At 53.0% G+C, this 24,331-nt stretch carries 25 protein-coding genes; 22 read left to right on the plus strand and 3 right to left on the minus strand.

Annotated features, from left to right (window positions below; all coding sequences use genetic code 11):
- The 7 genes from tssM (at position 1) to EHV07_RS03010 (ending at position 8,534) form a co-directional block, all read left to right on the plus strand.
- The gene (gene tssM / locus EHV07_RS02980) at positions 1-3,612 is read left to right on the plus strand and encodes a type VI secretion system membrane subunit TssM (RefSeq protein WP_147194876.1); all 3,612 of its coding nucleotides are present in this window, start codon (positions 1-3) and stop codon (positions 3,610-3,612) included.
- Positions 3,613-3,626: 14 nt separating this feature from the next.
- Positions 3,627-4,337: a type VI secretion system-associated protein TagF gene (gene tagF / locus EHV07_RS02985; RefSeq protein WP_147194879.1), complete on the plus strand. Its 711-nt coding sequence runs from the start codon at positions 3,627-3,629 to the stop codon at positions 4,335-4,337.
- Positions 4,338-4,350: 13 nt separating this feature from the next.
- The gene (gene tssA, locus EHV07_RS02990) at positions 4,351-5,370 is read left to right on the plus strand and encodes a type VI secretion system protein TssA (protein WP_147194882.1); all 1,020 of its coding nucleotides are present in this window, start codon (positions 4,351-4,353) and stop codon (positions 5,368-5,370) included.
- A gap of 96 nt (positions 5,371-5,466) precedes the next feature.
- Positions 5,467-5,991 (plus strand): type VI secretion system contractile sheath small subunit, encoded by a 525-nt coding sequence (gene tssB, locus EHV07_RS02995; RefSeq protein ID WP_147194885.1) that lies wholly within the window; start codon positions 5,467-5,469, stop codon positions 5,989-5,991.
- The gene (gene tssC / locus EHV07_RS03000) at positions 5,991-7,490 is read left to right on the plus strand and encodes a type VI secretion system contractile sheath large subunit (protein ID WP_147194888.1); all 1,500 of its coding nucleotides are present in this window, start codon (positions 5,991-5,993) and stop codon (positions 7,488-7,490) included. Before tssB ends, tssC begins: the two co-directional genes overlap by 1 nt.
- Positions 7,491-7,675: 185 nt before the next feature.
- Positions 7,676-8,335, plus strand: a complete 660-nt coding sequence (locus EHV07_RS03005) for a hypothetical protein (RefSeq protein ID WP_147194891.1) — start codon at positions 7,676-7,678, stop codon at positions 8,333-8,335.
- Complete coding sequence (locus tag EHV07_RS03010) at positions 8,328-8,534, plus strand: hypothetical protein (protein ID WP_147194894.1); 207 nt, start codon at positions 8,328-8,330, stop codon at positions 8,532-8,534. The genes EHV07_RS03005 and EHV07_RS03010 overlap by 8 nt, the downstream gene beginning before the upstream one ends.
- 1 nt (position 8,535) lies before the next feature.
- Here EHV07_RS03010 and EHV07_RS03015 read toward each other — a convergent pair whose 3' ends face one another.
- On the minus strand, positions 8,536-8,751 hold the full coding sequence (locus EHV07_RS03015) for a hypothetical protein (RefSeq protein WP_147194897.1): 216 nt from the start codon (positions 8,749-8,751) through the stop codon (positions 8,536-8,538).
- Positions 8,752-9,066: 315 nt separating this feature from the next.
- Between EHV07_RS03015 and EHV07_RS03020 the strand changes: the two genes are divergently transcribed.
- The 4 genes from EHV07_RS03020 (at position 9,067) to EHV07_RS03035 (ending at position 11,489) form a co-directional block, all read left to right on the plus strand.
- Positions 9,067-9,549: a type VI secretion system tube protein Hcp gene (locus EHV07_RS03020; RefSeq protein ID WP_147194899.1), complete on the plus strand. Its 483-nt coding sequence runs from the start codon at positions 9,067-9,069 to the stop codon at positions 9,547-9,549.
- 110 nt (positions 9,550-9,659) lie between these two features.
- Positions 9,660-10,658: a hypothetical protein gene (locus tag EHV07_RS03025; RefSeq protein ID WP_147194902.1), complete on the plus strand. Its 999-nt coding sequence runs from the start codon at positions 9,660-9,662 to the stop codon at positions 10,656-10,658.
- On the plus strand, positions 10,655-11,068 hold the full coding sequence (locus tag EHV07_RS03030; protein ID WP_147194905.1) for a hypothetical protein: 414 nt from the start codon (positions 10,655-10,657) through the stop codon (positions 11,066-11,068). Before EHV07_RS03025 ends, EHV07_RS03030 begins: the two co-directional genes overlap by 4 nt.
- A 4-nt stretch (positions 11,069-11,072) precedes the next feature.
- Positions 11,073-11,489, plus strand: coding sequence for a hypothetical protein (locus tag EHV07_RS03035; RefSeq protein WP_147194908.1), 417 nt, complete (start codon positions 11,073-11,075; stop codon positions 11,487-11,489).
- Between the two features lie 247 nt (positions 11,490-11,736).
- Here the strand turns inward: EHV07_RS03035 and EHV07_RS03040 are convergent, their stop codons facing one another.
- Positions 11,737-11,943 (minus strand): hypothetical protein, encoded by a 207-nt coding sequence (locus tag EHV07_RS03040; RefSeq protein ID WP_147194911.1) that lies wholly within the window; start codon positions 11,941-11,943, stop codon positions 11,737-11,739.
- A 563-nt stretch (positions 11,944-12,506) separates the two neighbouring features.
- On the opposite strand from EHV07_RS03040, the gene EHV07_RS03045 reads away from it, so the two are divergent.
- From EHV07_RS03045 to EHV07_RS03060, 4 genes are all read left to right on the plus strand, one after another.
- Positions 12,507-12,920 carry a hypothetical protein gene (locus tag EHV07_RS03045; protein ID WP_147194914.1) on the plus strand — a complete coding sequence of 138 codons (414 nt, stop codon included), beginning with the start codon at positions 12,507-12,509 and terminating at the stop codon, positions 12,918-12,920.
- Positions 12,921-13,040: 120 nt separating this feature from the next.
- Complete coding sequence (locus EHV07_RS03050; protein WP_147194917.1) at positions 13,041-13,904, plus strand: glucosaminidase domain-containing protein; 864 nt, start codon at positions 13,041-13,043, stop codon at positions 13,902-13,904.
- Between the two features lie 26 nt (positions 13,905-13,930).
- Positions 13,931-14,305 carry a hypothetical protein gene (locus tag EHV07_RS03055; protein WP_254446304.1) on the plus strand — a complete coding sequence of 125 codons (375 nt, stop codon included), beginning with the start codon at positions 13,931-13,933 and terminating at the stop codon, positions 14,303-14,305.
- A gap of 385 nt (positions 14,306-14,690) precedes the next feature.
- Positions 14,691-15,545, plus strand: a complete 855-nt coding sequence (locus tag EHV07_RS03060) for a hypothetical protein (RefSeq protein WP_147194920.1) — start codon at positions 14,691-14,693, stop codon at positions 15,543-15,545.
- A gap of 43 nt (positions 15,546-15,588) precedes the next feature.
- On the opposite strand, the gene EHV07_RS03065 is transcribed toward EHV07_RS03060, so the two are convergent.
- Positions 15,589-15,999: a hypothetical protein gene (locus tag EHV07_RS03065; protein WP_147194923.1), complete on the minus strand. Its 411-nt coding sequence runs from the start codon at positions 15,997-15,999 to the stop codon at positions 15,589-15,591.
- 94 nt (positions 16,000-16,093) lie between these two features.
- Here EHV07_RS03065 and tagH point away from each other — a divergent pair, with 94 nt between their 5' ends.
- The 7 genes from tagH to tssG are packed head-to-tail and all read left to right on the plus strand — an operon-like array spanning position 16,094 to position 24,316.
- Positions 16,094-18,130: a type VI secretion system-associated FHA domain protein TagH gene (gene tagH / locus EHV07_RS03070; RefSeq protein WP_147194926.1), complete on the plus strand. Its 2,037-nt coding sequence runs from the start codon at positions 16,094-16,096 to the stop codon at positions 18,128-18,130.
- Positions 18,130-18,924, plus strand: coding sequence for a PP2C family serine/threonine-protein phosphatase (locus EHV07_RS03075; protein WP_147200510.1), 795 nt, complete (start codon positions 18,130-18,132; stop codon positions 18,922-18,924). The genes tagH and EHV07_RS03075 overlap by 1 nt, the downstream gene beginning before the upstream one ends.
- A gap of 18 nt (positions 18,925-18,942) precedes the next feature.
- Positions 18,943-19,977 carry a hypothetical protein gene (locus tag EHV07_RS03080; protein WP_147194929.1) on the plus strand — a complete coding sequence of 345 codons (1,035 nt, stop codon included), beginning with the start codon at positions 18,943-18,945 and terminating at the stop codon, positions 19,975-19,977.
- A gap of 26 nt (positions 19,978-20,003) precedes the next feature.
- Positions 20,004-20,825 carry a type VI secretion system accessory protein TagJ gene (locus EHV07_RS03085; RefSeq protein WP_147194931.1) on the plus strand — a complete coding sequence of 274 codons (822 nt, stop codon included), beginning with the start codon at positions 20,004-20,006 and terminating at the stop codon, positions 20,823-20,825.
- Positions 20,818-21,393, plus strand: a complete 576-nt coding sequence (gene tssE, locus EHV07_RS03090; RefSeq protein ID WP_147194934.1) for a type VI secretion system baseplate subunit TssE — start codon at positions 20,818-20,820, stop codon at positions 21,391-21,393. Before EHV07_RS03085 ends, tssE begins: the two co-directional genes overlap by 8 nt.
- Before the next feature lie 2 nt (positions 21,394-21,395).
- A complete protein-coding gene (gene tssF / locus EHV07_RS03095) occupies positions 21,396-23,267 on the plus strand; it encodes a type VI secretion system baseplate subunit TssF (protein ID WP_147194937.1) in 1,872 nt (623 codons plus the stop codon).
- Entirely contained in the window at positions 23,264-24,316 is a 1,053-nt protein-coding gene (gene tssG, locus EHV07_RS03100) for a type VI secretion system baseplate subunit TssG (protein ID WP_147194940.1), read from the plus strand. Before tssF ends, tssG begins: the two co-directional genes overlap by 4 nt.
- Positions 24,317-24,331: the final 15 nt, after the last annotated feature.

The following is a 24,331-nucleotide window of genomic DNA, read 5'->3' on the forward strand; positions in this document are numbered from 1 at the left end:
ATGCTGAATATTCTTTTTGCCATCATGACCAACCGGCTGATGTGGGGATTTATCGGCATCACCGCGCTGTCGTTTATCATCTGGGTGATCGGGCCGGTGTTTTCGATTGTCGACTCCCGCCCGCTGGAGCCGGAAGTTAACCGCCAAATCAGTATCGCTTTGCTTTACATCGCCTGGGGCCTGAGCAACGTGGTGCCGCGCGTTTACAACGCCTGGCTGAACCGCAAACTGATGGGCAGCCTGAAAACCACGCCGGAAGATGAAGCCGGCGATCATAAACGTCTGACCAGCGAAGATCGCGTGCTGGCCGAGCGCTTTAACGAAGCGCAGGAGCTGCTGAAAAAAGCCCACTTCAGCCGTGCCGGAAATCGCCGCTGGACGCAGCGCTTCAGCCGCCAGTACCTCTATCAGCTGCCGTGGTACGTCATTATCGGTGCGCCGGGCGCAGGTAAAACGACGGCGCTGGTGAACTCCGGCTTGCAGTTCCCGCTGGCGGATCGCTTCGGCAAGGCCGCACTGCGCGGCATCGGCGGCACGCGAAACTGTGACTGGTGGTTCACTAACGAAGCGGTGCTGCTGGATACGGCAGGGCGCTACACCACGCAGGAAAGCGATCGGCAGCAGGATGCCAGCGAGTGGAACAAATTCGTCGGGCTGCTGCGTAAATACCGTGGCCGTCAGCCGATTAACGGCGTCATCGTTACCGTCAGCGTTTCCGACCTGCTTTCTCAATCGGCAGAAGCGTCACGCGAGCAGGCGCTCTCGCTGCGCCAGAGGCTGATGGAGCTGCACGAACAGCTGGGGATCCGCTTCCCGGTTTACGTCATGGTGACCAAAACCGACCTGTTGAAAGGTTTTCGCGCTTACTTCGCCAAATTCGACAAAGCGCAGCGCGATCAGGTTTGGGGCTTTACCTTTCCGTGGGAACGTGCAAAGCATGCCGATTTCGATTTGCACAGCGCCTTCACGCAGGAATATGCGCTGCTTCAACAGCGTCTGGATGCCGGTTTGCCGGACACGCTGCTGGCGGAAAGCGACGCGCAGGCCCGCGCCGAAAGCTATCTGTTCCCGCAGGAGTTCGCCGCGCTGCGTCCTCTGTTGAACGACTATCTGGAAACGGTCTTCAGCCGCTCCAACTTTGAAACCCAGTTCTCGCCGCGTGGCATTTACTTTGCCAGCGGTACGCAGGAAGGCCTGCCGTTTGACCGCGTGATGGGCGAACTGACCCGCGCGCTGCATCTGCCACAGAGTGAAGGCGGCAACAGCGGCTCGTGGGACAACGTGAATAAAGAAGCACCGATACCGGGCAACAAAGGCCAGAGCTTCTTCCTGAAAGATCTGCTGCAAAACGTCATTTTCCAGGAAGCGGGACTGGCGGGCAGCAATCGCTGGTGGGAACTGCGTAATCGCGCCGTGCTGTGGTCTGGCTATGTTGCGCTGGCCAGCGCGCTGGTGATTGCGGCGCTGCTGTGGAGCACCAGCTACAGCAACAACAAAAGCTATCTGGCGGAAGTGCAGGCTAAGGTGCCGCAGGTGGCGGCGCTGAGCAATCATTTGCAGACCGGCAATCTGACCGACCTGTATGCGCTGCTGCCTTACCTCAATGGCGTATTGCATCTGCCGGAAAGTGAAGATTTTGACCTGAACGATCCGCCGCTAACGCGCCGTATGGGGCTCTATCGCGGCGGCGAAGTCAGCGATGCGACGATGGCGCTGTATCAGAAATCGCTGAAGCAGCTGTTGATGCCGCAGGTCGCCCAGCTGATCACCACCTGGCTGCGCAATGACAACGGCAGCGATGCGGACTACAGCTATGAAGCGCTGAAGGCATATCAGATGCTTTATCAGCCAAAGCATTACGACGGCAAGTTCCTGCATGCGTGGGTGATGCTGAATATTCAGCGTAATCAGCCGCAAAGCGTGACTCAGGCGCAGATCAAACAGCTCGACTGGCATCTGGCCCAGCTGCTGGAAACGCAGATTCAGGCCTCACCTTATGCAAAGGATGATGCACTGATAAAGCGCGAGCAGGCGCTGATTAATCAGATGCCGCTGTCGCAGCGCGTCTATGGCCGCCTCAAGCGCCTGCTGGAACGCGATGAAAGCCTGAAAGCGGTCTCGCTGGCTTCGCTGGGTGGCCCGCAGAGCGAACTGGTACTGTCGCGTAAAAGCGGCAAATCCATTAGCGACGGCATTCCTGGCCTGTTTACCCCGGAAGGCTACTGGAACAGCTTCGACAAAAAAATTGCCGCCGTCACCTCCGGGCTGCACAGCGATGACCAGTGGGTGCTTGGCGGTGCCGTGCAGGATGAAAACAAAGCGCAAACTGACTACGCGGTTCGCCAGCTCTATATGGATGACTACATCCGCCAGTGGGACGGGTTACTCCAGGACATCCAGCTGAATAACAGCGCGGATTTGTCGCAGCGCATTAACACGGCACGGCTGCTTTCCAGCAGCAGTTCACCGTTGCGTAAACTGGTTATCAATCTCAGCCACTATCTGGTGCTGGATAAAGCGCTACCGGTCGGAGACAAAACGAAAGGCGAGCAGCCTGCGCAAAGCAGCGCCAGCAGCACGCTGGAGGCGCTGTTCCATTCTCGGCAGGCCACCACGGCAGCAGCACAGCCACAAACGCCTGAGCAGACAGTGACTGCTCACTTTGCACCAATAAGCGAACTGGCGCAGCCGCTGGAAAAAGGCGGTAAAACCATCGCCTTTGACGATTTCCTCAAGCAGATCGATGACCTCTATCGCTACCTGACAGCGGTACAGGATGCGGCCAACAGCGGGATGCCGCCGCCGGCCAGTGAAGCAATCAGTCGCTTGCAGGCCAGTGCCGGACGCCTGCCGGGTTCCTTGCAGAACATGTTTACCAGCATGGCGGTCGGGGCCAGCAGCGACACGCAGCGCCGCGATCTGGATAACGTGCGTAAACGCATTAACGTGGAAGTGGGCAGCTTCTGCCGTCAGGCGATTGCCGGTCGTTATCCGCTGTCGCGCTCTGGTCGCAGCGAAGTCACGCCGGACGATCTGGCCCGCATGTTTGCGCCAGGCTCCGGCCTTATGGACAGCTTCTTCCGCGACAACCTGGCGAACAAGGTCGATACCACGCAGGCTAACTGGCGCTTCACGCCGGGCATTGATGGCAAAACCTTGCCGGGTGGCGAAAGCGTGCTGCGGCCTTTCCAGCAGGCGCAGAATATTCGTGATGCATTCTTTGCTAACGGCGCAACCTCGCCTTCTTATCGCGTCACCATTCGTACCCTGCAAATGGATAACGACATCCTGACGCTGACGCTGGATGTGGACGGACAGCTGCTGCGCTACAGCCACGGCCCTCAGGCACAGCAGCTGATGAGCTGGCCGGGACCGGGCGGTACCAGTCAGGTGCGCATGCAGCTCGGCTTAGCCAACGGCACCACGGCAACCTTAGTGACCAACGGTGCCTGGGCGCTGAACCGCTTCTTTGACCGCGCGCAGCTCTCATCGGGCAGTAGCGCGCTGAGCCGTCAGGCTACTTTTAACGCTAACGGGCACCGCGTGACGCTGGAATTTACGCCAAACAGCATCCGCAACCCGTTCCAGCTACCCGGCTTCAGCTGCCCATGATCAGGGAAAATACAATGAGTCAGACACCTGCACCTTGCTGGTATGGAAAACTGCCGAGCGGCGGTGATTTTATCAAACGCCGCTTCCCCGATGCGCTTTTGCAGCAGTGGACCCACTGGTTTCAGGTGGGGTTGCTGAACTGGCAGGAGAGCGAGCCGCCACGGGCCGAGGGGGAACGCCAGTTCAGCCAGGCACCGGTCTGGAACTTCATTGTTCCACCGATGCTGGGCAGCCAGCAGGTACAGATGGGCTGTCTGATGCCCGCCCGCGACAGCGTTGGCCGCCAGTATCCGCTTTGTGCCCTGATGACCTTCTCGCCGCAAAGCTGGACGCAGCAGCAGCTGGCGATGGCGGGCGACTGGTATCAGCAGCTGGGCCGCACGTTGCTGCACGCGGTGCGCAACGGCTTCTCTGCGGAACAGCTGGATCAGGCGCTGCTGACGATACCGCCGCCGCCGGTGCCGCAGCACAAGCCGCAGTCGGACATCCTCGATGTTATCGGTTATCAGGATGGTCACAGCACGCTGAGCTGGCGACGCGTTTCAGACTGCTTCGATCCGCAGCATTACACCAGTTTCTGGTGGACCAATCAGACCGACGGCTGTCCGCTTTACACCCATGTCCACAGCGGCAACTTTACCGGCCAGCTGTTCTCAATGCTGTTCGACCCGGCAGCGGGTGCCAAACCTGGCCGCCACGGTCTTTACCCGCCGATGTTTGAGTAATTAAGGAATCGCCATGAATATTGATGAGTTACTGGCTCCTGTCAGTAATGACCAGCCGTGTGGGGAGAACCTCGAGTATGACGCTGACTACATGGCTATGGAGCAGGCCAGCGCGGGCAAAGCGGAGCAGCAGTTTGGCGACACCATCATTCCTGCGGAACCCGCCGACTGGAACAAAGTTGAGAAGCTGGCCAGCGGCCTGCTGACCCGCACCAAAGACCTGCGCGTGATGCTGGCGCTGACGCGTGCCTGGACGCAGCTGCGCGGCCTGAGCGGCTATGCCGACGGCCTTCAACTGATTAAACAGTCGCTGCTGCTTTACTGGGAACCGCTGTGGCCGGTGCTGGAAGAGGACGGGCAGTACGATCCTTTTTACCGCATCAACGCGCTGGCGTCTCTCAGTGATAAGTCAGCACTAACGCTCGCTTTACGTCAGTCGCTGCTGCTGCGTAACGCCTCCGACCAGCTTTCCCTGCGCGATGCCTGTAGCCTGCTCGACGGCAGCAAAAGCGAATGTCCTGAATTTCCCGGCGGCAGCGCGCGGCTGCTGGATGAGCTGGCTCGCGGTGAACAACCGGGTATCGCCGCTATCCTCAGCATAAGTGAGCGGTTACAAACCATTCGTGAAACGCTGACTGAACACCTGGGCGAGAGCGGCGTGCCGGAAATGGAACAGCTGCTGAAAACGGTGAATACCGTGGCGCAGGCGTGTGAAATGACCGACCTCACTATGCTGATGCCCACCACCTCTACAGCAGAAGAGGCGGCAAGTGCGCCGCCGCAAAACCAGCCCGCTAAAGCGCCTCGCGTGGAAGCGGACTGGCGCAGCGTGCAGCTCACCTCACGTGCCGATGCGCAACTGATGCTGGAAAAAGTGAAGCACTATTTTGTTCAGCATGAACCGAGCCATCCGGCACCGCTGATGATTGACCGCGTACAGCGGATGGTAGAAATGGACTTTATGAGCATTATTCGCGATCTGGCCCCGGACGGCGTGCATCAGCTGGAAAATATTTTCGGACGTCGCGACTGATAACCCTGACATTCCTCGCGCCTGCACTGAATAAATCACTCCCGCGACCCAGTCGCTTCGTTAAATTTTTAATCGCACATACCCTTGGAGAACATCATGGCTGGTAAATCCAGCGGGCAAAAATTTATCGCCCGCAACCGCGCGCCGCGCGTTCAGATTGAGTACGACGTAGAGATCTATGGTGCGGAACGTAAAATTCAGCTGCCTTTTGTTATGGGCGTTTTGGCCGATCTGGTCGGCAAGCCTGTTGAAGGGCTGCCAGCCGTCGATGAGCGTAAATTCCTCGAAATCGACATCGACAATTTCGACGAGCGCATGAAATCGCTGAAGCCACGCGTCGCGTTCCAGGCAGAAAACACCCTGACCGGTGAAGGTAATCTGAACATCGATCTGACCTTCAACAGCATGGAAGATTTCTCGCCGGATGCGGTAGCCCGTAACGTTGAGCCGCTGAACAAGCTGCTCGACGCGCGAACTCAGCTTTCCAACCTGCTGACCTATATGGACGGCAAAAACGGCGCGGAAGAGCTGATCGCTAAAATCCTACAGGATCCAACGCTGCTGAAATCGCTGAGCCATCTGCCAAAGCAATCTGACGCGACTAAAGACGGAGACGAGTAATGAGCAACTCTTCCCAACTTGACCAACAGCAACAGCCACAGGCATACAGCCAGGACGAATTCAGCGCGCTGCTGAACAAAGAATTTCGTCCTAAAACCGACTCTGCCCGTGATGCGGTAGAAAGCGCGGTAAAAACGCTGGCGCAGCAGGCGCTGGAAAACACCGTTACGGTTTCTGACGATGCCTATCGCACCATTCAGGCGCTGATTGCTGAGATCGACGAGAAGCTGTCGAAGCAGGTTAATCAGATCATCCATCACGACGATTTCCAGAAACTGGAAGGCGCGTGGCGCGGCCTGAGCTACCTGGTCAACAACACCGAAACCGACGAGATGCTGAAGATTCGCTTTATGAGCATCTCCAAGCAGGAGCTGGGCCGCACGCTGAAGCGTTATAAAGGCGTGGGCTGGGACCAGAGCCCGATCTTCAAGAAAATCTACGAAGAAGAGTATGGCCAGTTTGGCGGCGAGCCGTTTGGCTGCCTGGTGGGCGACTACTACTTCGATCACAGCCCGCAGGACGTTGAGCTGCTGAGCGAAATGGCGCGCATCGGCGCGGCGTCTCACTGCCCGTTCATCACCGGCACCGCGCCGGGCGTAATGCAGATGGAGTCCTGGCAGGAGCTGGCGAACCCACGCGACCTGACCAAAATCTTCCAGAACAGCGAATATGCCGCCTGGCGCAGCCTGCGTGAGTCAGAAGACGCGCGCTATCTGGGCATGGTTATGCCTCGCTTCCTGTCTCGTCTGCCTTACGGCATTCGCAGCAACCCGGTCGACAGCTTCGATTTTGAAGAAGAAACCGAAGGCGCGGATCACGGTAACTATACCTGGACCAACGCAGCTTATGCGATGGCGGCTAACATCAACCGCTCCTTCAAAGAGTTTGGCTGGTGTACCTCTATTCGCGGCGTGGAATCGGGCGGCGCGGTAGAAAACCTGCCTTGCCACACTTTCCCAAGCGATGATGGCGGCGTGGACATGAAATGCCCAACCGAAATCGCTATCAGCGATCGTCGTGAAGCCGAGCTGGCAAAAAACGGCTTTATGCCGCTGGTACACCGCAAAAACTCTGACTTCGCCGCCTTTATTGGCGCGCAGTCGCTGCAAAAGCCTGCGGAATACCACGATCCGGACGCCACCGCTAACGCACGTCTGGCCGCGCGCCTGCCGTACCTGTTCGCCTGCTGCCGCTTTGCGCACTACCTGAAGTGCATCGTGCGCGACAAGATCGGTTCTTTCCGCGAGCGCGAAGAGATGGAACGCTGGCTGAACGACTGGGTGATGAACTACGTGGATGGCGATCCGGCCAACTCCTCGCAGGAAACCAAATCCCGCAAGCCGCTGGCTTCTGCCGAAGTGCTGGTGGAAGAGCTGGAAGACAACCCGGGCTACTACGCCGCGAAATTCTTCCTGCGTCCGCACTACCAGCTGGAAGGCCTGACCGTGTCGCTGCGTCTGGTCTCTAAACTGCCTTCACTGAAAAGTGATGATGCTTAAGAACGGCCGATCAAAAAGGGACGCCTGATTTCCCTTTTCCGGCTAAAGAGAACTTATCTCTTGAATGTGTGAACTGCCTGAGACGCGCCAGTTCGTCTCAGGTATCGCTTTCTTTTCTGTAAGAAAAAGATGACCTTTTGAAAGGCTGATAGCCAAAACAATCATAACGAAAAAGGATATGCGACATGAACTCAGCAAAAAGTATCGCCGACGGAATGTTAAAGCTGTTTGATACCAAAAAAAAATCGGGTGTTGAAACGTTTATGGTGAGTGCACTGAGTGGTTTTACCAGCATTCCTGGCGATCTTTATGCACTGACCAAAGACTTTCTTGACAGCGATCACCGCTGGGATAACGAAACGGACCGTATTCGTCTTATTACGTTATTGAAAAAAGGCGCAACCAGTGATGATCTGAAACGACTTATAAAATTGGTCGTTGAGCAATACGTAAAAAGACTGGATGAAGAGCATTTAGAAAAAATGCTGGTAAAGATGGGGGGTAAAAATGCAGGCTCATTCGCGTTTAAGTACCTGTTCGTAAATGAAATTGTGTCAAAGTTTTTTAGCCGGGTGATCCCTAAGTTTTTGTTTAGTGCAGGTATGACCGGGATAATTACTATCGGGGCATCCGTATCACGCTCGATTTATACTTCTCGGGATTTGATGAAGAAAAACAGTGAAGTTTATACACTTCTTCGTGGTGCTGGCGATCTTGATCTCCTCTACTTTGTGGTAGAAGACAATGTTGAACCCTGGTTAGATGCAATTGCGCTGCAACAAAAAAATTCCCCATTAGCAAATGAGGTTTTCAATAACTTTATTACAGGGCTAAACGATGTTTAAAAAAACAGCCATGTATTTGGTAAGTTATGTCCTGACATTTTTCTCTGTTTTGGCTTTTGTAACTTGTCTGGGATATTACCTTCTGTTTTTTGACTGGCACACTTCTGCAATGAGCATCGCTATCAACGCAGTAGTCATTTTGTTATCCATCACTGCGTCGATCGCCATCTATGGCTTTGCGGAAAAGCTTAAAAAATGAGTTAAGGACGTTTTTTTCGGGCGATCTTTATTAACAACAGATTCATCGTCAGGCAGAGTGCGGTAAATAGTATTTTCCCTGCAATTAATCCAGATGATGTCAGATCAAAATGTTCATAGCGTGTGACCAGGTAAATTGAACCAATAACATCAGTTACTGCATAGAGCGAGAGCAATGATAATATTATTATCAGGATAGTTGATGTGATTTTTTTCATATTTATTTCCTCGTTAAACATTTAAGTAACTATAGAGCATTCTTCAGGATTCTGTCTATGGGATTATTGTCAGGATGTTATCATTCTGCCGGGGTAAATTGATCGGTAGCACTGTCAGACATCAAATGTAATAAGTAAAAAGATATATTTCCGGTTTGTTAGCCGGAGGAAAAACTTCTGGAGTATCGTAGGCTACGGTATTCAGAATAGAGGCAAAGGTAAAATATGGTCTGCTTTATTCAGCCCATACTTTTGTGTTTGCTATACCCGCGCTTTAATAAAGCAAAATTGTTAATTAATAAAGAGTAGAAAATAATGGCTATTGATATGTTTATGAAGGTTGACGGTGTTACTGGCGAATCTAAAGATTCTAACCACACCGGCTGGACCGATATTACTTCTTTCTCCTGGGGTGCTTCTCAGCCAGGCAACATGTCTGTTGGCGGCGGCGGCGGTGCCGGTAAAGTTAACTTCAACGACCTGCACGTTAACGCGCTGATCGACAAGTCTGTTACCGCCCTGCTGAAGAACTGCGCCAGCGGTAAGCACATCACTAAAGTTGAGCTGTCTATCTGTAAAGCTGGCGGTACTCAGGTTGAGTACGCACGCATCACCCTGGAAGACGTTCTGGTCACCACTGTTAACTACAATGGTTCAGACAACGGCGATACGCTGGGTATGACTTACTCCTTCCAGGCTTCTAAAGTGAAGCAGCAGTACTGGGAGCAGAGCTCTTCCGGCGGTAAAGGCGCAGAAAGCAGCGCTGGCTGGAACATCAAAGAAAACAAAGAAGCATAAGTTTGTTTGTGCCCACTCCTTATGGAGTGGGTTTTAATAAGAAATTTAAAAATGAGCTTGAGTGATTTTCTGAGCTTATTTTCAAGCTTCAAATTAAAAGAAGAACGGCCATGAATAATCAAAAGGATTTGAATGTTCAACCTGGGTTTTGTATTGCTCAGCAGCCAGGAACGCTAAGTTCACAAGCCTATGAACTCTTCCGGGATAAAAATAGAGAAGCTGCAATGCTATTTATGCAGCTAAATAGCAATACATCTTGGGTAAAACCTGGGCAGTTATTGATTGTGGCCGATCCCAATAACAAGAACCAAAGCTCACAAATTGAAAACCTTAGAAAAGCAAAGCGAAAAGTAGATCATGCTTTGGCAACCACAGATGCAGAAACCTCGAGTTTTTTGAACACGCATTACGGCACTATAGCAGCACTGACGAATATCCTTGATAAATCAACGGGAACAGTTAGCGACGCTGGCGAAAAATACTTTTCAAGGATTGCTGAGAAACTGAAGCAGATTGAAATTACTTATCAAAATCAATTTAGAACCCAAGGCTCGCTTATTAGTCAGCAGTTTTTCAGTGAACGTGCCCGGCTTTTTGCTGAACTGGAAGGGCATCTTAACGGATTAGCGAAAAGCGCACTGAAGTTTCGGCCTTATGACGATCTCAAACGTGCTTTGAATTTATCAAGCCGCTCCATTGTTCATGACTGGCAAACGGCCGGTATTGAGGCAATAAAAGGTTACTCCAGTTACATTGATCGTGCCGCTGGTGCAGCGAAATATATGAAAATGGGCGGGTGGGTTGCGATTGGCTTTGCCGGGCTCAACACGACTAATGAAGTTCATCATGCCTGCACAACCGGAAGAGAGGGGGAGTGTAGAAAGGTTGCGGTAAGGGAATATACCAAATTTGGCGTAAGCGCTGGAACAGGCTATTTCGGGGGGTCTTTAGGTGCTGGTATGGCCGGTGCCGCATGTGTTGCTTTAGGTGTAGCATCGGGAGGCGCTGGTTTTCTAGCCTGTAGTATTGTAGGTGCAGCCGCAGGCGGCTATGCTGGTGGTGAACTTGGAAGTAAAGGGACTGATTTGATTATGGATAAAATACTATGAGTCTGGAGAAGGGAGTGATTTATACAATAGTTTTTCTCTTTTTCTTATTACTTATCCTTAACCTTATAGCCATTATTCTCTTTAAGAGGAAAGAGTCAGAATATGAAGCGTTACTTGCGGAATTTAGAATGCAGGGGTTTCAAATAGATTCAGTAACTAGCATGGCATCTAATTTAGGTTTTCTTGCCACTTATCAAAAAATTATTTATTTTGTAAGGTTATATAAAGGAGTGCGAATGTATCACACCAAAGGAAATCTGGTTCATGAGAACGCCTACTTATTTATAAAAAAACAAGATAAAAATAGGATTGCCTGGATTTTGAAGCTTCACTCTCTGTATAGGATTATATTTTCAATTTCTGCTTTGTTTTTTGTTCTTTTGATTTTATTTGTGTACTTTCTAAACTGATATTATGCGTGCAGAACACTTAGCTTTCCTCGTTGTAATCGCGTTTGCAGTGCTTTTTGCAGCCTCATTAATTTGCTCTTGGGTATCTTATAAAAAAAATCTGAGAAATTATGAACGTTTCTTAAAAAAATATCGTGAACAGGGGCTTTTTGTCGATTCAATAACAAAAGTTAGTGAACATTTAGGTTTTCTTTTTTTCTACTTAAAAATTGCTTTTTTTGTTCGGTTGCTAAAAAATAAAAAAATATATGCTGCAAAAGGTGTGTTGGTTGACGAACGTTGTTACAGATATATTCAATCAAGACCTGCCGAAGAAGTAAAATGGATGTGGGAGTGGAGAAGGAATTACTTTATACAAAGTACATTGCTGTGTATAACGCTTATTTCATGCTTTATTCATAGCGTAGTTTATAACTACTAAGTTTCATTTAATAACAACTTTGTAGTAAAGTTAATGGGAGTGGGTTTTCATAGCTAAAAATTTACTATCCTAAAGACATCCTCATTTTTAATGTGGTTAAAACAAACTTATTAAAATGATATTTTGTTGATCGTCATAACTATAGGGTAGCGATATTTATCATTTTATTTATAAAGGTAAGAGAGGTGGATTGGCTCTATTTAGTAATATGCCTGAAAGTTGTTTTTTTTCTTGCTGCTGGCTGCTCCTATTCTCTATCTTTAATATTTTTATAAAAAGAATAAAAATAATTTGCAATATGCCTTTCAGATATTAATTGATAAAGGGTATTTGTTAATGAGTGATTATTAATTTTACGACTCGTTGGGGTTTTGGTTTTAAAATTTCTATTTTGAATATGTTGTTGAAAGGAAAGCACTTTAAAATCAAAGAGGGTTGCTGCATCGATCCTCATGCTAAAAAACACCTCATCGACAGTACTCATAGTGAATTTAAATGGGTGGTTTCCTTTTACGGTATATTTAAATTTCAAATTTTAATAGCAATGCTGTTTCTTGCTTGCATATCTGTCTCTAAATGGATGGAAGTATAGTTTATTCCATTTAGCGCGGGAGAATAGCTTTTAAATTTTTATTTTTCCTGGCTTTGACTGTAAAAAATTGTAGATGGATCTAAGTATGGTAAAGGGAATATCTATCTTACTAATTTGCTTATTTTCACTTGCGGCATTCGAAAAAGAAAGCAAAATTATAAACCACGTCTCTGAGGGATATCTACAATGCCTCAAAACCAGCTTCCCGTTCTCAAAAAATAGGTTATTTGAAACGCAGTGATTTAGACAATGATAGCGACAAGCTCATTAATGAATACCTGAGTATGAAATTAACGGGTGCTGTTAAAGGTGATTTTAATGTATTGAAATTTACACTCATTTCACAAAGTGAAGATGCTTAAAACGCTTTTGAACAATACAATTAAATTGTGAATGAAAGAGTGATTGTTTACGGAAGAGCTATCATGACTCTGGAAAATTTTACAGCTTATATGTTAATTTTTCTCTTTTTCTTATTGATCATGCTTTATGCTGTTGCCAATATCTGGTTCAAAAAAAAAGAGTCAGATTATGAAGGATTTCTCAGTCAGTTTAGAGGGAAAGACTTGCAGCTTGATACAGCTACCAGGATGGCCTCACTTTGTGGTTCTTACGCAAATTATCAAAAAATAATCTATTTTGTCAGATTGTATAAAGGCGTAAGGATGCATTGGGTACGGGGGGAATTGGTACATAAGGAAGCCTATTGCTTTGTGCAAAATCTACCGCCTGAAAAGATAGCCTGGATGTTGAGTCTTCATTCTTTCTACAGGGTGATATTTGCTATTACGATATTGTTTTTTATATTTATGGTGATTTTTATATATTGCTTTTATTGATTTTATATTTTTATGCGTTATCGATCTGAATAAAAAGCAATCACATTTAGTGATTTTAATAAAAGAAACGTTGGGCGTATAAAACCCTATCAGGTATTTCAATTTAGCAAAGGAACCAGTATGCGTTGGAAACTAAGTGCTGCGGTTGGTGCAGGGCAGCCAAATCATCGCGATGATGTAAAAAAAGTACAGATATTGTTGAACCGGGCGGCTCATGAGGATCATGGTGCAATCCTGCATGAAGATGGCCTGTTTGGCCCAAAAACCCAGGCCCGCATTGAGCAATTTCAACGGGATTCAGCCCATATGATACATGCCGATGGGGTGGTCGACCGTAATGGCCGCACGCAGCGTATGCTAAGCCATACTGCTCATCAGACGGCGCAACAGGTAAATTCTGCACGCAGTACTGCCAGCCACGAAACTGTTCACATTAAACCTGATAGTGCGGCAGCCAGATACCTACAGCAGCAGGCATCGGCTCGACCGGCAAACCATAAGATTGCCTGGTTCAATCGTGCATTACCCGCTGCAATTAACGTGAAGGCCCGATGGGGCGTGCCGATTGCCGTAACGCTTGCTCAGGGAGCACTTGAGTCGACCTGGGGTACGCGTGCACCCGGCAATATGTTTTTCGGCATAAAAGGTAAATCACCCCACGGAAAGTCTGTTACGGTCACAACTCATGAGAACTACGGCAAAAAGTCAGAGAAAATCACGGATGGCTTCCGCGCCTATGATTCACTTGAGGAAGCGGCTGATGATTATGGTCGCTTCCTTGCAACTAACAGACGTTATGCGGGCGCATTTGCTTTTCGTAATGATCCTGAAAAGTTTATCCATGTTGTGGCAACGGCGGGATATGCGACTAATCCAAAATATGAGAAACTTATCCTGAGTATTATACGTGTAAATGGTCTTAAAGATTATGATGCGCCAGAGATAGCAACCTCAGGTACTTTTAAAAATGCAACGCACCAGTAATGCTTATTTTCAGGAATAAAAAGAAAATGAAAAATCCAAATTTCAGCATTAAAATTTGTCTGGCCGCCGCTATGCTGACGGTAACGGGGTGTGCACTGGCTACCGATGCGTCATCGTCCATGATTGAAAAAAATCCTGTAGTGAAGCAGGTAAAAACTACCGTTGAAAAAGAACATCTGGTTACCGATCCGGCCTGTACCGACTATCTGCTTACGAAGAATGCTGAGCCGGGACTTGATCTGGTCAGCATCGTTGAAAAACACGGCGGCCGCTGTCCGGGCGATCCGCAAACGCAGCCTCGTTTATTCAACGTTCTGGTCGATCAGGAAACCGGGCAAATGCTGAGTGATAAAGATGATCCTGTCGAGGGCACTATGGTGCCTTTGGCCCCGGCTAAATAACCCCTCTTTTTTAAATAATATAATGACCAATTTAAATGGATTGCCATGCCTGGCAATGTGCTGGCAACCTCGCTCACGGCGGGTTGTTTATAAATAGAATATAGAGAAATCCTCAAAGCAGGGACTGTCTTAAAATTCAATAATCTTGCGGAAAATATTTAATTTTATCAAGAATGTTAAAAGACAGGTAAATAATGAATTATAGCGCTGTCTGAGCTGGCGCTGAATAATACAAATAACCCTTCCGGGGCAAAAGGCCGCTCACCAGTTTCAATATGCATATTTAAGAATATCGCGTAGATGAAATATGAATGATCGAGTGAATGTTCTTAGCGAGAGCTATCGTCAGCCCCGTCAGTCTTTGACATTTTTACCGGAATACGACATGAAGCTACTTATCACTCTCCTTGCCTTATTCAGCATCAACATTGCTACGGCCAGCCCGAAACTGGCGGCATTTGATGCTGTACCACTGCAAGATTCTTTAGCAGCTAAAGCGCTCTCGCTTGATATTGCTGGCGCGGAGCCTTTCAGGCAGCAAACTTTCGCCCTAAAAAATAACGGTGAACTGCTGGGCGTGCTGGTTCCGGCAAAAGGATTGCTGCGGGCCGATATGAATGCCTGCTTTATCGGCTGGTCGCGGGAGGGTAAAACCGTTACCCGCACCATTCCGACCATTGGCTTTGCGCAGTGGAAAGGCGAGGCGTGTGAGGATGTGAAAAGCGTCGGCGTGATTTCTCAACCGGGTGATGAAGAGATTAAAGTCGCGCTGATTTACACCGGTACCACCATTGTTGAAACCGCGCTGGTGCCCGTTGTGCTGGCGATCAATCCTCGTACCGGATCGGTGGTGGTGGATAATGCGCTGACGGAAAGAGTGAATTATGCAGTAGTCGATAGCGTCCCTAAAATCCGCCAATTTTATGCTGCCCATCCCGGCACGTCTGAAACCTTCGACAGTAAGAAATATATCGCCCGCATCACCAACTGGTGTTCGGAAGGCAATGTCGGCTGCGATGACGTGACGCTGGATTCAAAGAGTAAACGTACAGGAAATCACATTCTGCTTCAGGGCAAAACCATTAACGTTAACTGCCCGGACGCCTGTGATTTCCGTGGATACGTATTTAATAATGAAAATTATACGTACTCCTTTATTACCAACGATTTTAAAGTCTGGACTATGAATATCAGCCAGGGCGATCAGGTTCTGGATAGCCAAACCGGAACGCTTAATTAATTTCCTCAAACTAAATAATTTTGGATTTTTTTTTTAAACGTCCTCAGATTTTTGCCACAAAAGACACTGATATATAAGCGCGAGGGGCATGGGCCGGTAAGAAAGCGTCACGGGCCATGGACGGCCCGTGTCGAGCTGGCAGGGATGCCGCTTTTTGCGTCTTTCTGGACGGCCCATGCCCCTCGCGCCAGCGCCCAGCGCCACGGTAGCAGGCAACGCCCTCGCGCCAGCGCCCGGCGCTACGGTAGCAGGCAACGCCCTCGCGCCAGCGTCCGGCGTTACGGTAGCAGGCAACGCCCTCGCGCCAGCGCCCGGCGCTACGGTAGCAGGCAACGTCCTCGCGCCAGCGCCCGGCGCTACGGTAGCAGGCAACGTCCTCGCGCCAGCGCCCGGCGCCACGGCAGCAGGCAACGTCCTCGCGCCAGCGCCCGGCGCGTCCTTGTTCTGTCTGCAAACTCAGCCGGTTTTACCAAGACCGGCATAGTTTGAACGCCGAATTACCCTGCATCCTTATGCTCCCGGGTAACACTCTAACGCAGGAAAACGTTATGCGATTTACGATAATAGCGACCAAACCGGGTCATCAGCCGCCACAGAGCAGCTGTGACTTTCTGCCGCCAGGCGGCACCATCGGCCGCGGTGCCGATAACAACCTGGTCTTGCCCGACGATGACCGCACCATTTCCCGTCTCCAGGCAATTGTGCATATCACCGCCGATGGTGAATGCCGCATCACCAACCGTGGCAACGTCACGCTGGTGCATCTGAACGACATCCCGCTTGAGCGCGGCCGTCAGGTCGACCTGCAAGAAGGCGATATCCTCAGCATCGACGACTATCGCCTCCAGGTCAGTGAACTGGCGTCGGCAGCTCGTCCGGCACAGCCTGCACACGCGCCGATTGCCCGGCCAGCGCCTGTGGCTAAACCTGCTGCGCCGCAGGAAAGCAAGCCTGCCGCCATCCCGACGGAAATCTGGGACAGCCTGGCGCAGGAATTCTCCATCACCGACAGCCTTTCCAGCAGCCGCAGCAAGCCCGCACCAACCGGCGCGAATCCGCTGACCGAAACGGCTCAGGATCGTAACCCGGTCGATCCACTGGCGCAGTTTGCCCGCCAGTCAAACGCGCTGAATCTGGATCGTCGCGATCAAACACCTGACTCGCTGTTCAACGACGATCCTCTGTTCAATCAGCGCAGCATTTTTGATGACAGCACGCCAGGCACGCTGACGCAGCAGCCTGCCCAGTCCCGGTCGGCGAAAGCGGATGAAGTGGATCCGCTGGCGCTGTTTGGCGGCGGCAGCACCCCGGCGCAGCTTAACAGCGACGACCCGTTGGGCCTGATGACCGGCAGCGCCGTCCCGTTAACGCCGCTGGACGAAAAACCCGCTAATCCACCGCAGTCGGCTAAGCATGATGCGTTTGTTCCGCCCACGCCAAAAGCGCTGGACAGCGACTTTGACGATGAGAGAAGCGCCCAGTCTGCTTCCCGCTCGCAGGACGCCTTCAGCCACTCGCCACTCTGCAATGAGCAGCGAAATGATTCCGGCAACGGCTCACTGTTTGACGGCCTGCCAGAAGACGCCTTCAGCCACTCGCCGCTGTTCGCTGAGCAGAACCCTGCCGATAAATCGCCGCTGCTCGACGAGCAGAACGCTGCTGACAAATCGCCGCTATTCGACGAACCGCCTGCGCAGCCATCCACTGCTGACCACCAGCAGGTGCAGCAGGATCCGGCCAGTTCATCAGGGTTCGATGACGCCTCTACCGCGCCGTTGTCCAGCTCGCCGTTGTTTGATGATCTGCCGGAGGATGCGCCTGCGCATCAGCAGGATTACGGCGGTATCACCTTACCCACGCCTCAGGCCGTTGCCCGCAACACTACGCCGCCGCCGAAAGGACGTCTGCGCATCGATCCGGTCTCTAATCCGGCACCGCAGCAGGCAGCCTCTTCCTCCGGTGGCCAGCAGCTGGATGGCGAACTGCTCGAAGCGCTGATGGGCGGCATGGGGCTGAAAGATCTGCAACCCACGCCGCGCTTCGACAGCGAATCAATGCAGGAACTGGGGCAAATGCTCAGCATGTTCTCGCAGGGCACCGTGGCGCTGCTGTCATCCCGCTCGATCCTCAAGCGTGGCGTAAAAGCGGAAATGACGGTGATCCTTGACGAAGCGAACAACCCGTTCAAGCTGTTGCCATCGGGCAAATCGGTGCTGATGCAGATGTTCGGCAGCCGCATGCCGGGCTTTATGCCGCCGAAACAGTCGGTACGCGATGCGCTGGTTGATCTTCAGGCGCACCAGCTGGGCATGATCGCCGGGATCCGCGCCATCATCGCCTCTATGCTGCAATCCTTTAACCCACAGCAGCTGGAAGAAGAGGCGAAGCAGCAGGGCGTGACCTCGCGCCTTTCGCTACCGGGCAGCCGCAAAGCCGCGCTGTGGGAACATTTCACCAAACGCTACGACGAGACGGCTGGTGAAATCGAAGATGACTTCCATACCCTGTTTGGCGAAGCGTTTTTGCATGCTTATGACATGGAAGTGAACCAGTACAAAGACTCTCAAATCAGATCGGAAGAATGATGAATATCACCATGGCCTCTATGTCGCACCAGGGAGCGCGCGAAAGCAACCAGGATCAGACCGGAGAGCATATCGGCGATCGATCGGCCTGCTTCGTCGTCTGTGACGGCGTGGCAGGACTGCCCGGCGGTGACGTTGCGGCAGAACTGGCGCGCAATACTATCCTGGACCGTTTCGACGGCGACCAGCATCTGGATGCGCAGCGTATCCGCCAGTACGTTAACGACGCCAACGACGCAATCCGCCAGCAGCAAAAAGCGGTCAGTGACTACAAACGCATGGGTACCACCCTGGTCGGCCTGTTTATCGATCGCGATTACGAGCTGGCCTACTGGGCGCACGCGGGCGACAGCCGACTGTATCTGTTTCGTCGTGGTTATCTGTATCATGTCACCACCGATCACAGCCTGGTACAGCAGATGAAAGATGCCGGTCATCAGACCGAAGGCATCAACAGCAATCTGCTCTACTTTGCGCTGGGAATGGGCGATGAGGAGCGTGATGCCAGCTACAGCGACGTGGTGCCGATTGAAGATGGCGACGCCTTTTTGCTCTGCACCGATGGTTTCTGGCACGCGCTCTCGCGCGACCATATGCAGCAATCGTTACATATGGTCAACACGCCGGATGAATGGCTAACGCTAATGCAGGAAGTGATCCGTAAAAACGAGCAGCAGTCGGACGTCAGTCAGGATAACTACAGCGCTATTGCCGTTTGGGTTGGCGACCCGCAGGACACAACATTGCTGCATTCACTCTCTGAAGCAGCCCAGTTTCTCCCCCTTCGTGATTAATACAGGCCTTAAAAAATTATGAAATATTGGCTACCAGGCGCGCTTTCACTGCTTATCGCTTCCAGTGCGTGGGCGCAGGATTATCGCGTTGTTACCTCTCCAAAGCTTAAGCTCGATATCTGGATTGATAACGTTCGCGATCAGTCAGCCGCCAGCTGGTGTAAAAACGAGCTGCCGCTGCGCATCGTAAGCAGCGGCACCAAAAACCCAGACGTGCTGAAAAACTTCCTGCCGCGCGTAGGCAACCTGCTGGAAACGCGTTGTGCCACGCTGAAAACCGTTCACTGGAAGATGAACGATCAAAACGGCAAAACGCTGGCTCAGGGCAGTGCTGAGAAAGCGCAGGACTGGGCAATTAAGGTTGAGCCAGAGGCGCCCGTCGCCGCAGCGGTTCCTGCTCAGGCTCAGGCTCAGGCTCAGGCTCAGGCTCAGGCTCAGGCTCCGGTCGCCGAAGCGCCGCCAGCCGCGCCGGTGGTGAATGCAGAAGATCTCTCACCGCCTGCCGATACCACACCGTACATCCAGTTCAGCCTGCTTGATGGTTGCCACTTCCGCACCTACTGGCGCAGCAGCGCTGAAACCAGCGCGCTGTTCGTACCGGCGAAAGGCGGCGTGACCTGTGGCGACGACGGCTGGCTGAGCGGCGAAAGCCAGATTGCGCAGATGGGCAAAGGCGCGGCGAAAAATATCCGCGTCAGCTTCCTGCAAGGTTTCCCGGTGGCTGGCCTGAGCAGCAAAGCGTTTGGGCGCAGCATGCAAATCACTACCGTTAATAATGAGCGCATGGTGCTGAGCGACGAAAAATCGCCGCAAAGCTGGATGATTGTTCCTTATGCGCCAGAGATCAACGGCTGGCAGGCTAACGGCACGGTGGTCGTGCAGATCAGCCAGCAGGATGCCCGCGACGAAAGCGGCCTGAAGGCTCGTCTCGACGAAGTGCGTAAAGTCTGGTCGCCCTATCTGAACAACAAAAGCAGTCTGACTATCAAGCTGGTGGACGAAATCCATCCGCAGCTGAAAGATCCGGCTGCCGGTTCGTTCAAAACCCTTTAGTTCACCGCCCGTCACAAGGAAAGCCTATGTACTCTCTTAATCAACTGATGGCCGGTGCGTCACTGAGCGACACGCTGGCTCGTGTCGAAGGCGACATCAAAAGCCGTCCGGCGGATGCCGATCTGCGCGCGGCCTTTGTCCAGCTGCTGTGCGTGGCGGGCAACTGGAAGCGGGCGAACACCCAGCTGAAATCCTGGCTGGCGCTGAAGCCGCAGGCCAAACCGACGGTAACGCTGCTTGAACAGGCTATTGCGGGTGAAGTACAGCGTGCGGCCGTGTTTGCCGGTGAAGCCTCGCCGCGGATGCCCGGCGAAGCCTTTGGCTGGGCGGAAGCGCTGCTGAGCGCGCTGCAAGCGGAGGCAAAAGGGCAGGCTGAGCAGGCCGCCGCGCTGCGTGCAACGGCGTTTGACGCTGCGCCGATCAATCCTGGCCTGATTAACGTGCAGGAGGGTACGCAGGCGGTGGCGTGGCTGATGGATGGCGATGGCCGCCTTGGCCCGATCTGCGAACTGATGGTCAACGGCCAGTACACCTGGCTGCCGTTTGCCGCCATCAGCGAGCTGCATTTTCTGCCGCCGGCGAGCGTCACCGATTTGGTCTGGCGCCATACGCGGGTGGTGCTGATCGACGGCAGCGAACAGGTTTGCCAGCTGCCGGTGCGCTATCCGTTTAGCGCAGAGGCGGCGGATAATCTGCGTCTCGCCGCCGTCACCGAATGGTCGCCGCTGGCAGAATCGGCGCAGTATATCGGCCATGGTCAAAAAACCTGGCTAAGCGAAGATGCCGACTACCCGCTGCTCACGCTGGAACAGCTGAGCTTCGCTGAGACAGGCGCGCAAGATGAGTGATATCGATCTTAACAAGCCGCAGGGGCACGATTTGCTGCACGGTGGCTATCGCTATCGCAACAAGCCGGAAGCGCCGAACGTTCGCGACAAAATGCAGCCTTCGCTGCTGGACCGCTTAACGGATAACGCGCCGGACAAAGAGCAGGAGTCCGCCAGCAACCGGGTGATCTCCCACAGCGCGCTGCGTCGCAACGTGCTGCGCGACCTTCAGTGGTTGTTTAACAGCATCAACAACGAAGCGCAGCAGGATTTGTCTCCGTTTCCTCACGTGCAGCGTTCGGCTTACAACTTTGGCGTCTCGCCGCTGGCCGGACAGCGCATGTCCGATATCGAAGTGTCTGATATTCAGCGCAAGTTGACCAACTCGATTCTGCACTTCGAGCCGCGTATTTTGCCCGCCGGGTTGCAGGTGCGCTGCGTGTCGGACACCAGCTCGCTGAGCCTGCACAACGTCCTGTCGATTGAGATCAAAGGGCGACTGTGGTGCGTGCCTTATCCGCTGGAGTTTTTGTTTCGTACCGATCTGGACCTGGAAAACGGCCATTTTGAGCTGAAAGACGTAGGGTAATCATGGACAGCAAACTGCTCGATTATTACAACCGCGAACTGGCCTATCTGCGTGAGATGGGCGCAGAGTTTGCGGAACGTTATCCGAAAGTGGCCGGACGGCTGGGAATGCGCGGCATTGACGTGGCCGACCCTTATGTCGAACGGCTGATGGAGGGGTTTGCCTTCCTGACTTCCCGCGTGCAGTTAAAGATGGACGCGGAGTTCCCGCGTTTCTCCCAGCGTCTGCTGGAGATGATCGCGCCGAACTATCTTGCGCCCACGCCGTCGATGGCGATTGCGGAACTGCATCCCGACAGTAAAAAAGGCGATATCAGCGGCGGTTTTAAGGTGCCACGCGGCACGATGATGGACAGTCAGACGCTGAAAAAAAACGGCGTCACCTGTAGCTACGCGACGGCGCATGACGTAATGCTGCAACCGCTGCGCATCAGCAACGTCGAGCTGGGTGGTGTTCCTGCCGATATTCCGCTGAGCCAGCTGGGACAGCGCGGTGCGGTCAGCGCACTGCGTATCCGTCTGGAATGCTTCAATGAAGTGGCGCTGAATCACCTGACTTTTGACAACCTGATGTTCTTTCTCAGCGGCCCGGATATCCAGGCGCAGCAGCTGCTTGAGCTGGTGATGCAGCACACGGTTGGCAGCTTCTGCCAGACGGTTGAGGCGCAGCCACAGCGGGTGGTGCTGGGTGACGATGCGCTCCAGCAGGAGGGCTTTGCCGCGGACCAGGCGTTGCTGCCGGACGATCTGCGTAACTTTGACGGCTACCGTCTGTTGCAGGAGTACTTTGCTTTCCCGGCGCGCTTCCAGTTTATCAGCATCAGCCAGCTGCGCGGCCTGTTGGGCAAATGCGGGCCGGACGTGAAAGCCTTCGAGATTGTGCTGTTGCTGGATAAAGCCGATGCGGCGCTGGAGCGCGTGGTGGATAAAAGCCATCTGGCGCTGCACTGTACGCCGGTGATTAACCTGTTCCCCAAAACGGCGGAACGGCAAAAAATCAGCGAAAGCGTCCATGAATACCATCTGGTGGTCGATAACATTCGTCCGCTGGACTACGAAATCTACTCGGTGCAAAAGCTGTATGCCACCGGCGACAAGCAGCGCGGCGAGCAGGTTTTCCGGCCATTCTGGAGCACCTTCGGGCAGGATGAAGGCGACTACGGGGCCTACTTCTCGCTGCGTCGGGAACAGCGCACGCTGTCGGAACGCGCCCAGCGTTTCGGCACGCGAACCGGCTATATTGGCTCGGAGGTGTTCCTGTCGCTGGTGGACGAGCGCCATTCGCCGTGGCGTGACGATCTGCGTCACCTCACTGCCGAAGTGATGTGTACCAGCCGTGATTTGCCGCTGATGCTGTTGCAGCAGGATCAGGGCAACTTCATGATGCCGGACTCGATTCCCGTAGGAAAACTGTCGTTTAAATGTGGCCCGACTGCGCCACGGCCGGCGCTGGCGGAAGGCTTAACGACCTGGCGGCTAATCAGCCATTTACAGATGAATTATCTCAGCCTGATGGATGGTGACGACGGACAGGGCGCATCGGCGCTGCGCCAGCTGCTGGGGCTGTATGCCAATCTGGCGGAGGCGCCGGTGGCGAGGCAGATAGAAGGCATTCGCCACTGCCAACTGAAAGCGGTCAACCGTCGGGTGCCGGAACCTGGCCCGATCGTCTTTGCCCGTGGCATTGGCATTGAACTGAACGTCGACGAACAGGCGTTTTCCGGTTCCAGTCCGTGGTTACTGGGTAGCGTGCTGGAGCGGGTCTTTTCCCGGCTGGTGGCGATGAACGGCTTTACGGAAATGACGCTGACCAGCCAGCAGCGTGGCGAGGTAGGCTACTGGCCACCGCGAATGGGCAAAAGGGCGCTGATATGACCGACAGCCTGCAAATTCTTAGTGCAAAACGTTTGCCGGCAACGTTCTGGTCTGCGGTCCGGCTTGCGCCCTGGCGCTACGATCTTTTCCAGCTGCTGCGCCGGCTGGACGCGCAGGGCGGCGAACGTTATCCGCTGGGGCGTGCGCCTCAGCCGCGCCACGAACCTCTGCGTATTGGTCAGGAGCCTTCGCTGGCCTTTGCGCCCGCCACGCTAACGAAAGCAAGCGAGCGTGAAAACAGCGCGCTGCACGATATCTCTATCGCCAGCTTCGGCCTGTTTGGCCCTAACGGCCCATTGCCAACGCATCTGACTGAATACGCCCGTGAGCGCATCACGCATCATCAGGATCGCAGCCTGTCGGCCTTTGCCGACCTGTTTCATCACCGCCTGACGCTGCTGTTTTATCGTGCCTGGGCCGATGCGCAGCCAACCGTTTCGCTGGATCGTACCGATAATCAGCAGTTCGAGCGCTATCTCGCCAGCCTGATCGGCATGGGGCAGCCGGGGCAGCTGGCTAAGGGCAGCCTCAGCGACCACTCGCGCTTTGCCGTGGCCGGACATCTCACCCGCCACGGGCGGGATGCAGAAGGGTTACAGAAGATCCTCAGCCACTATTTCAACGTACCGGTGACGCTGGTAGAAAACGTGCCGCACTGGTTGCCGATTGAAGCGAGCGATCGCGCAAGGCTGGGCGCAGGCAGAAGAATGCCGAAGCTGGGCGAATCGATGTTTCTCGGCGTGGCGGTACGCGATGTGCAACACAAAATCCGCATCGAACTGGGGCCGCTGACGCTGGCTAACTACAACCGTTTTCTGCCCCGCGCACCCTGGGCGGTTCAGCTGCGTGACTGGGTAAGGCAGTATCTGGGCATTGAGTACGTCTGGGATGTACGGCTGATTCTGGCAGCGGAAGAGGTGAAAGGCGTCACCCTTGGCGGCCAGGCCCGGCTGGGACAAAGCTGCTGGCTCGGCAAAGCGGCTATTCCGCAGCCGCGCGGGGAAATGGTGTTCAGTCCTGAAGAAACGACAAAGACCGTAGCCAGATAAAATATAGCCTTGTCG

Origin of the sequence: Pantoea sp. CCBC3-3-1, assembly GCF_007981265.1 — a bacterium.
Taxonomy (GTDB): domain Bacteria; phylum Pseudomonadota; class Gammaproteobacteria; order Enterobacterales; family Enterobacteriaceae; genus Erwinia.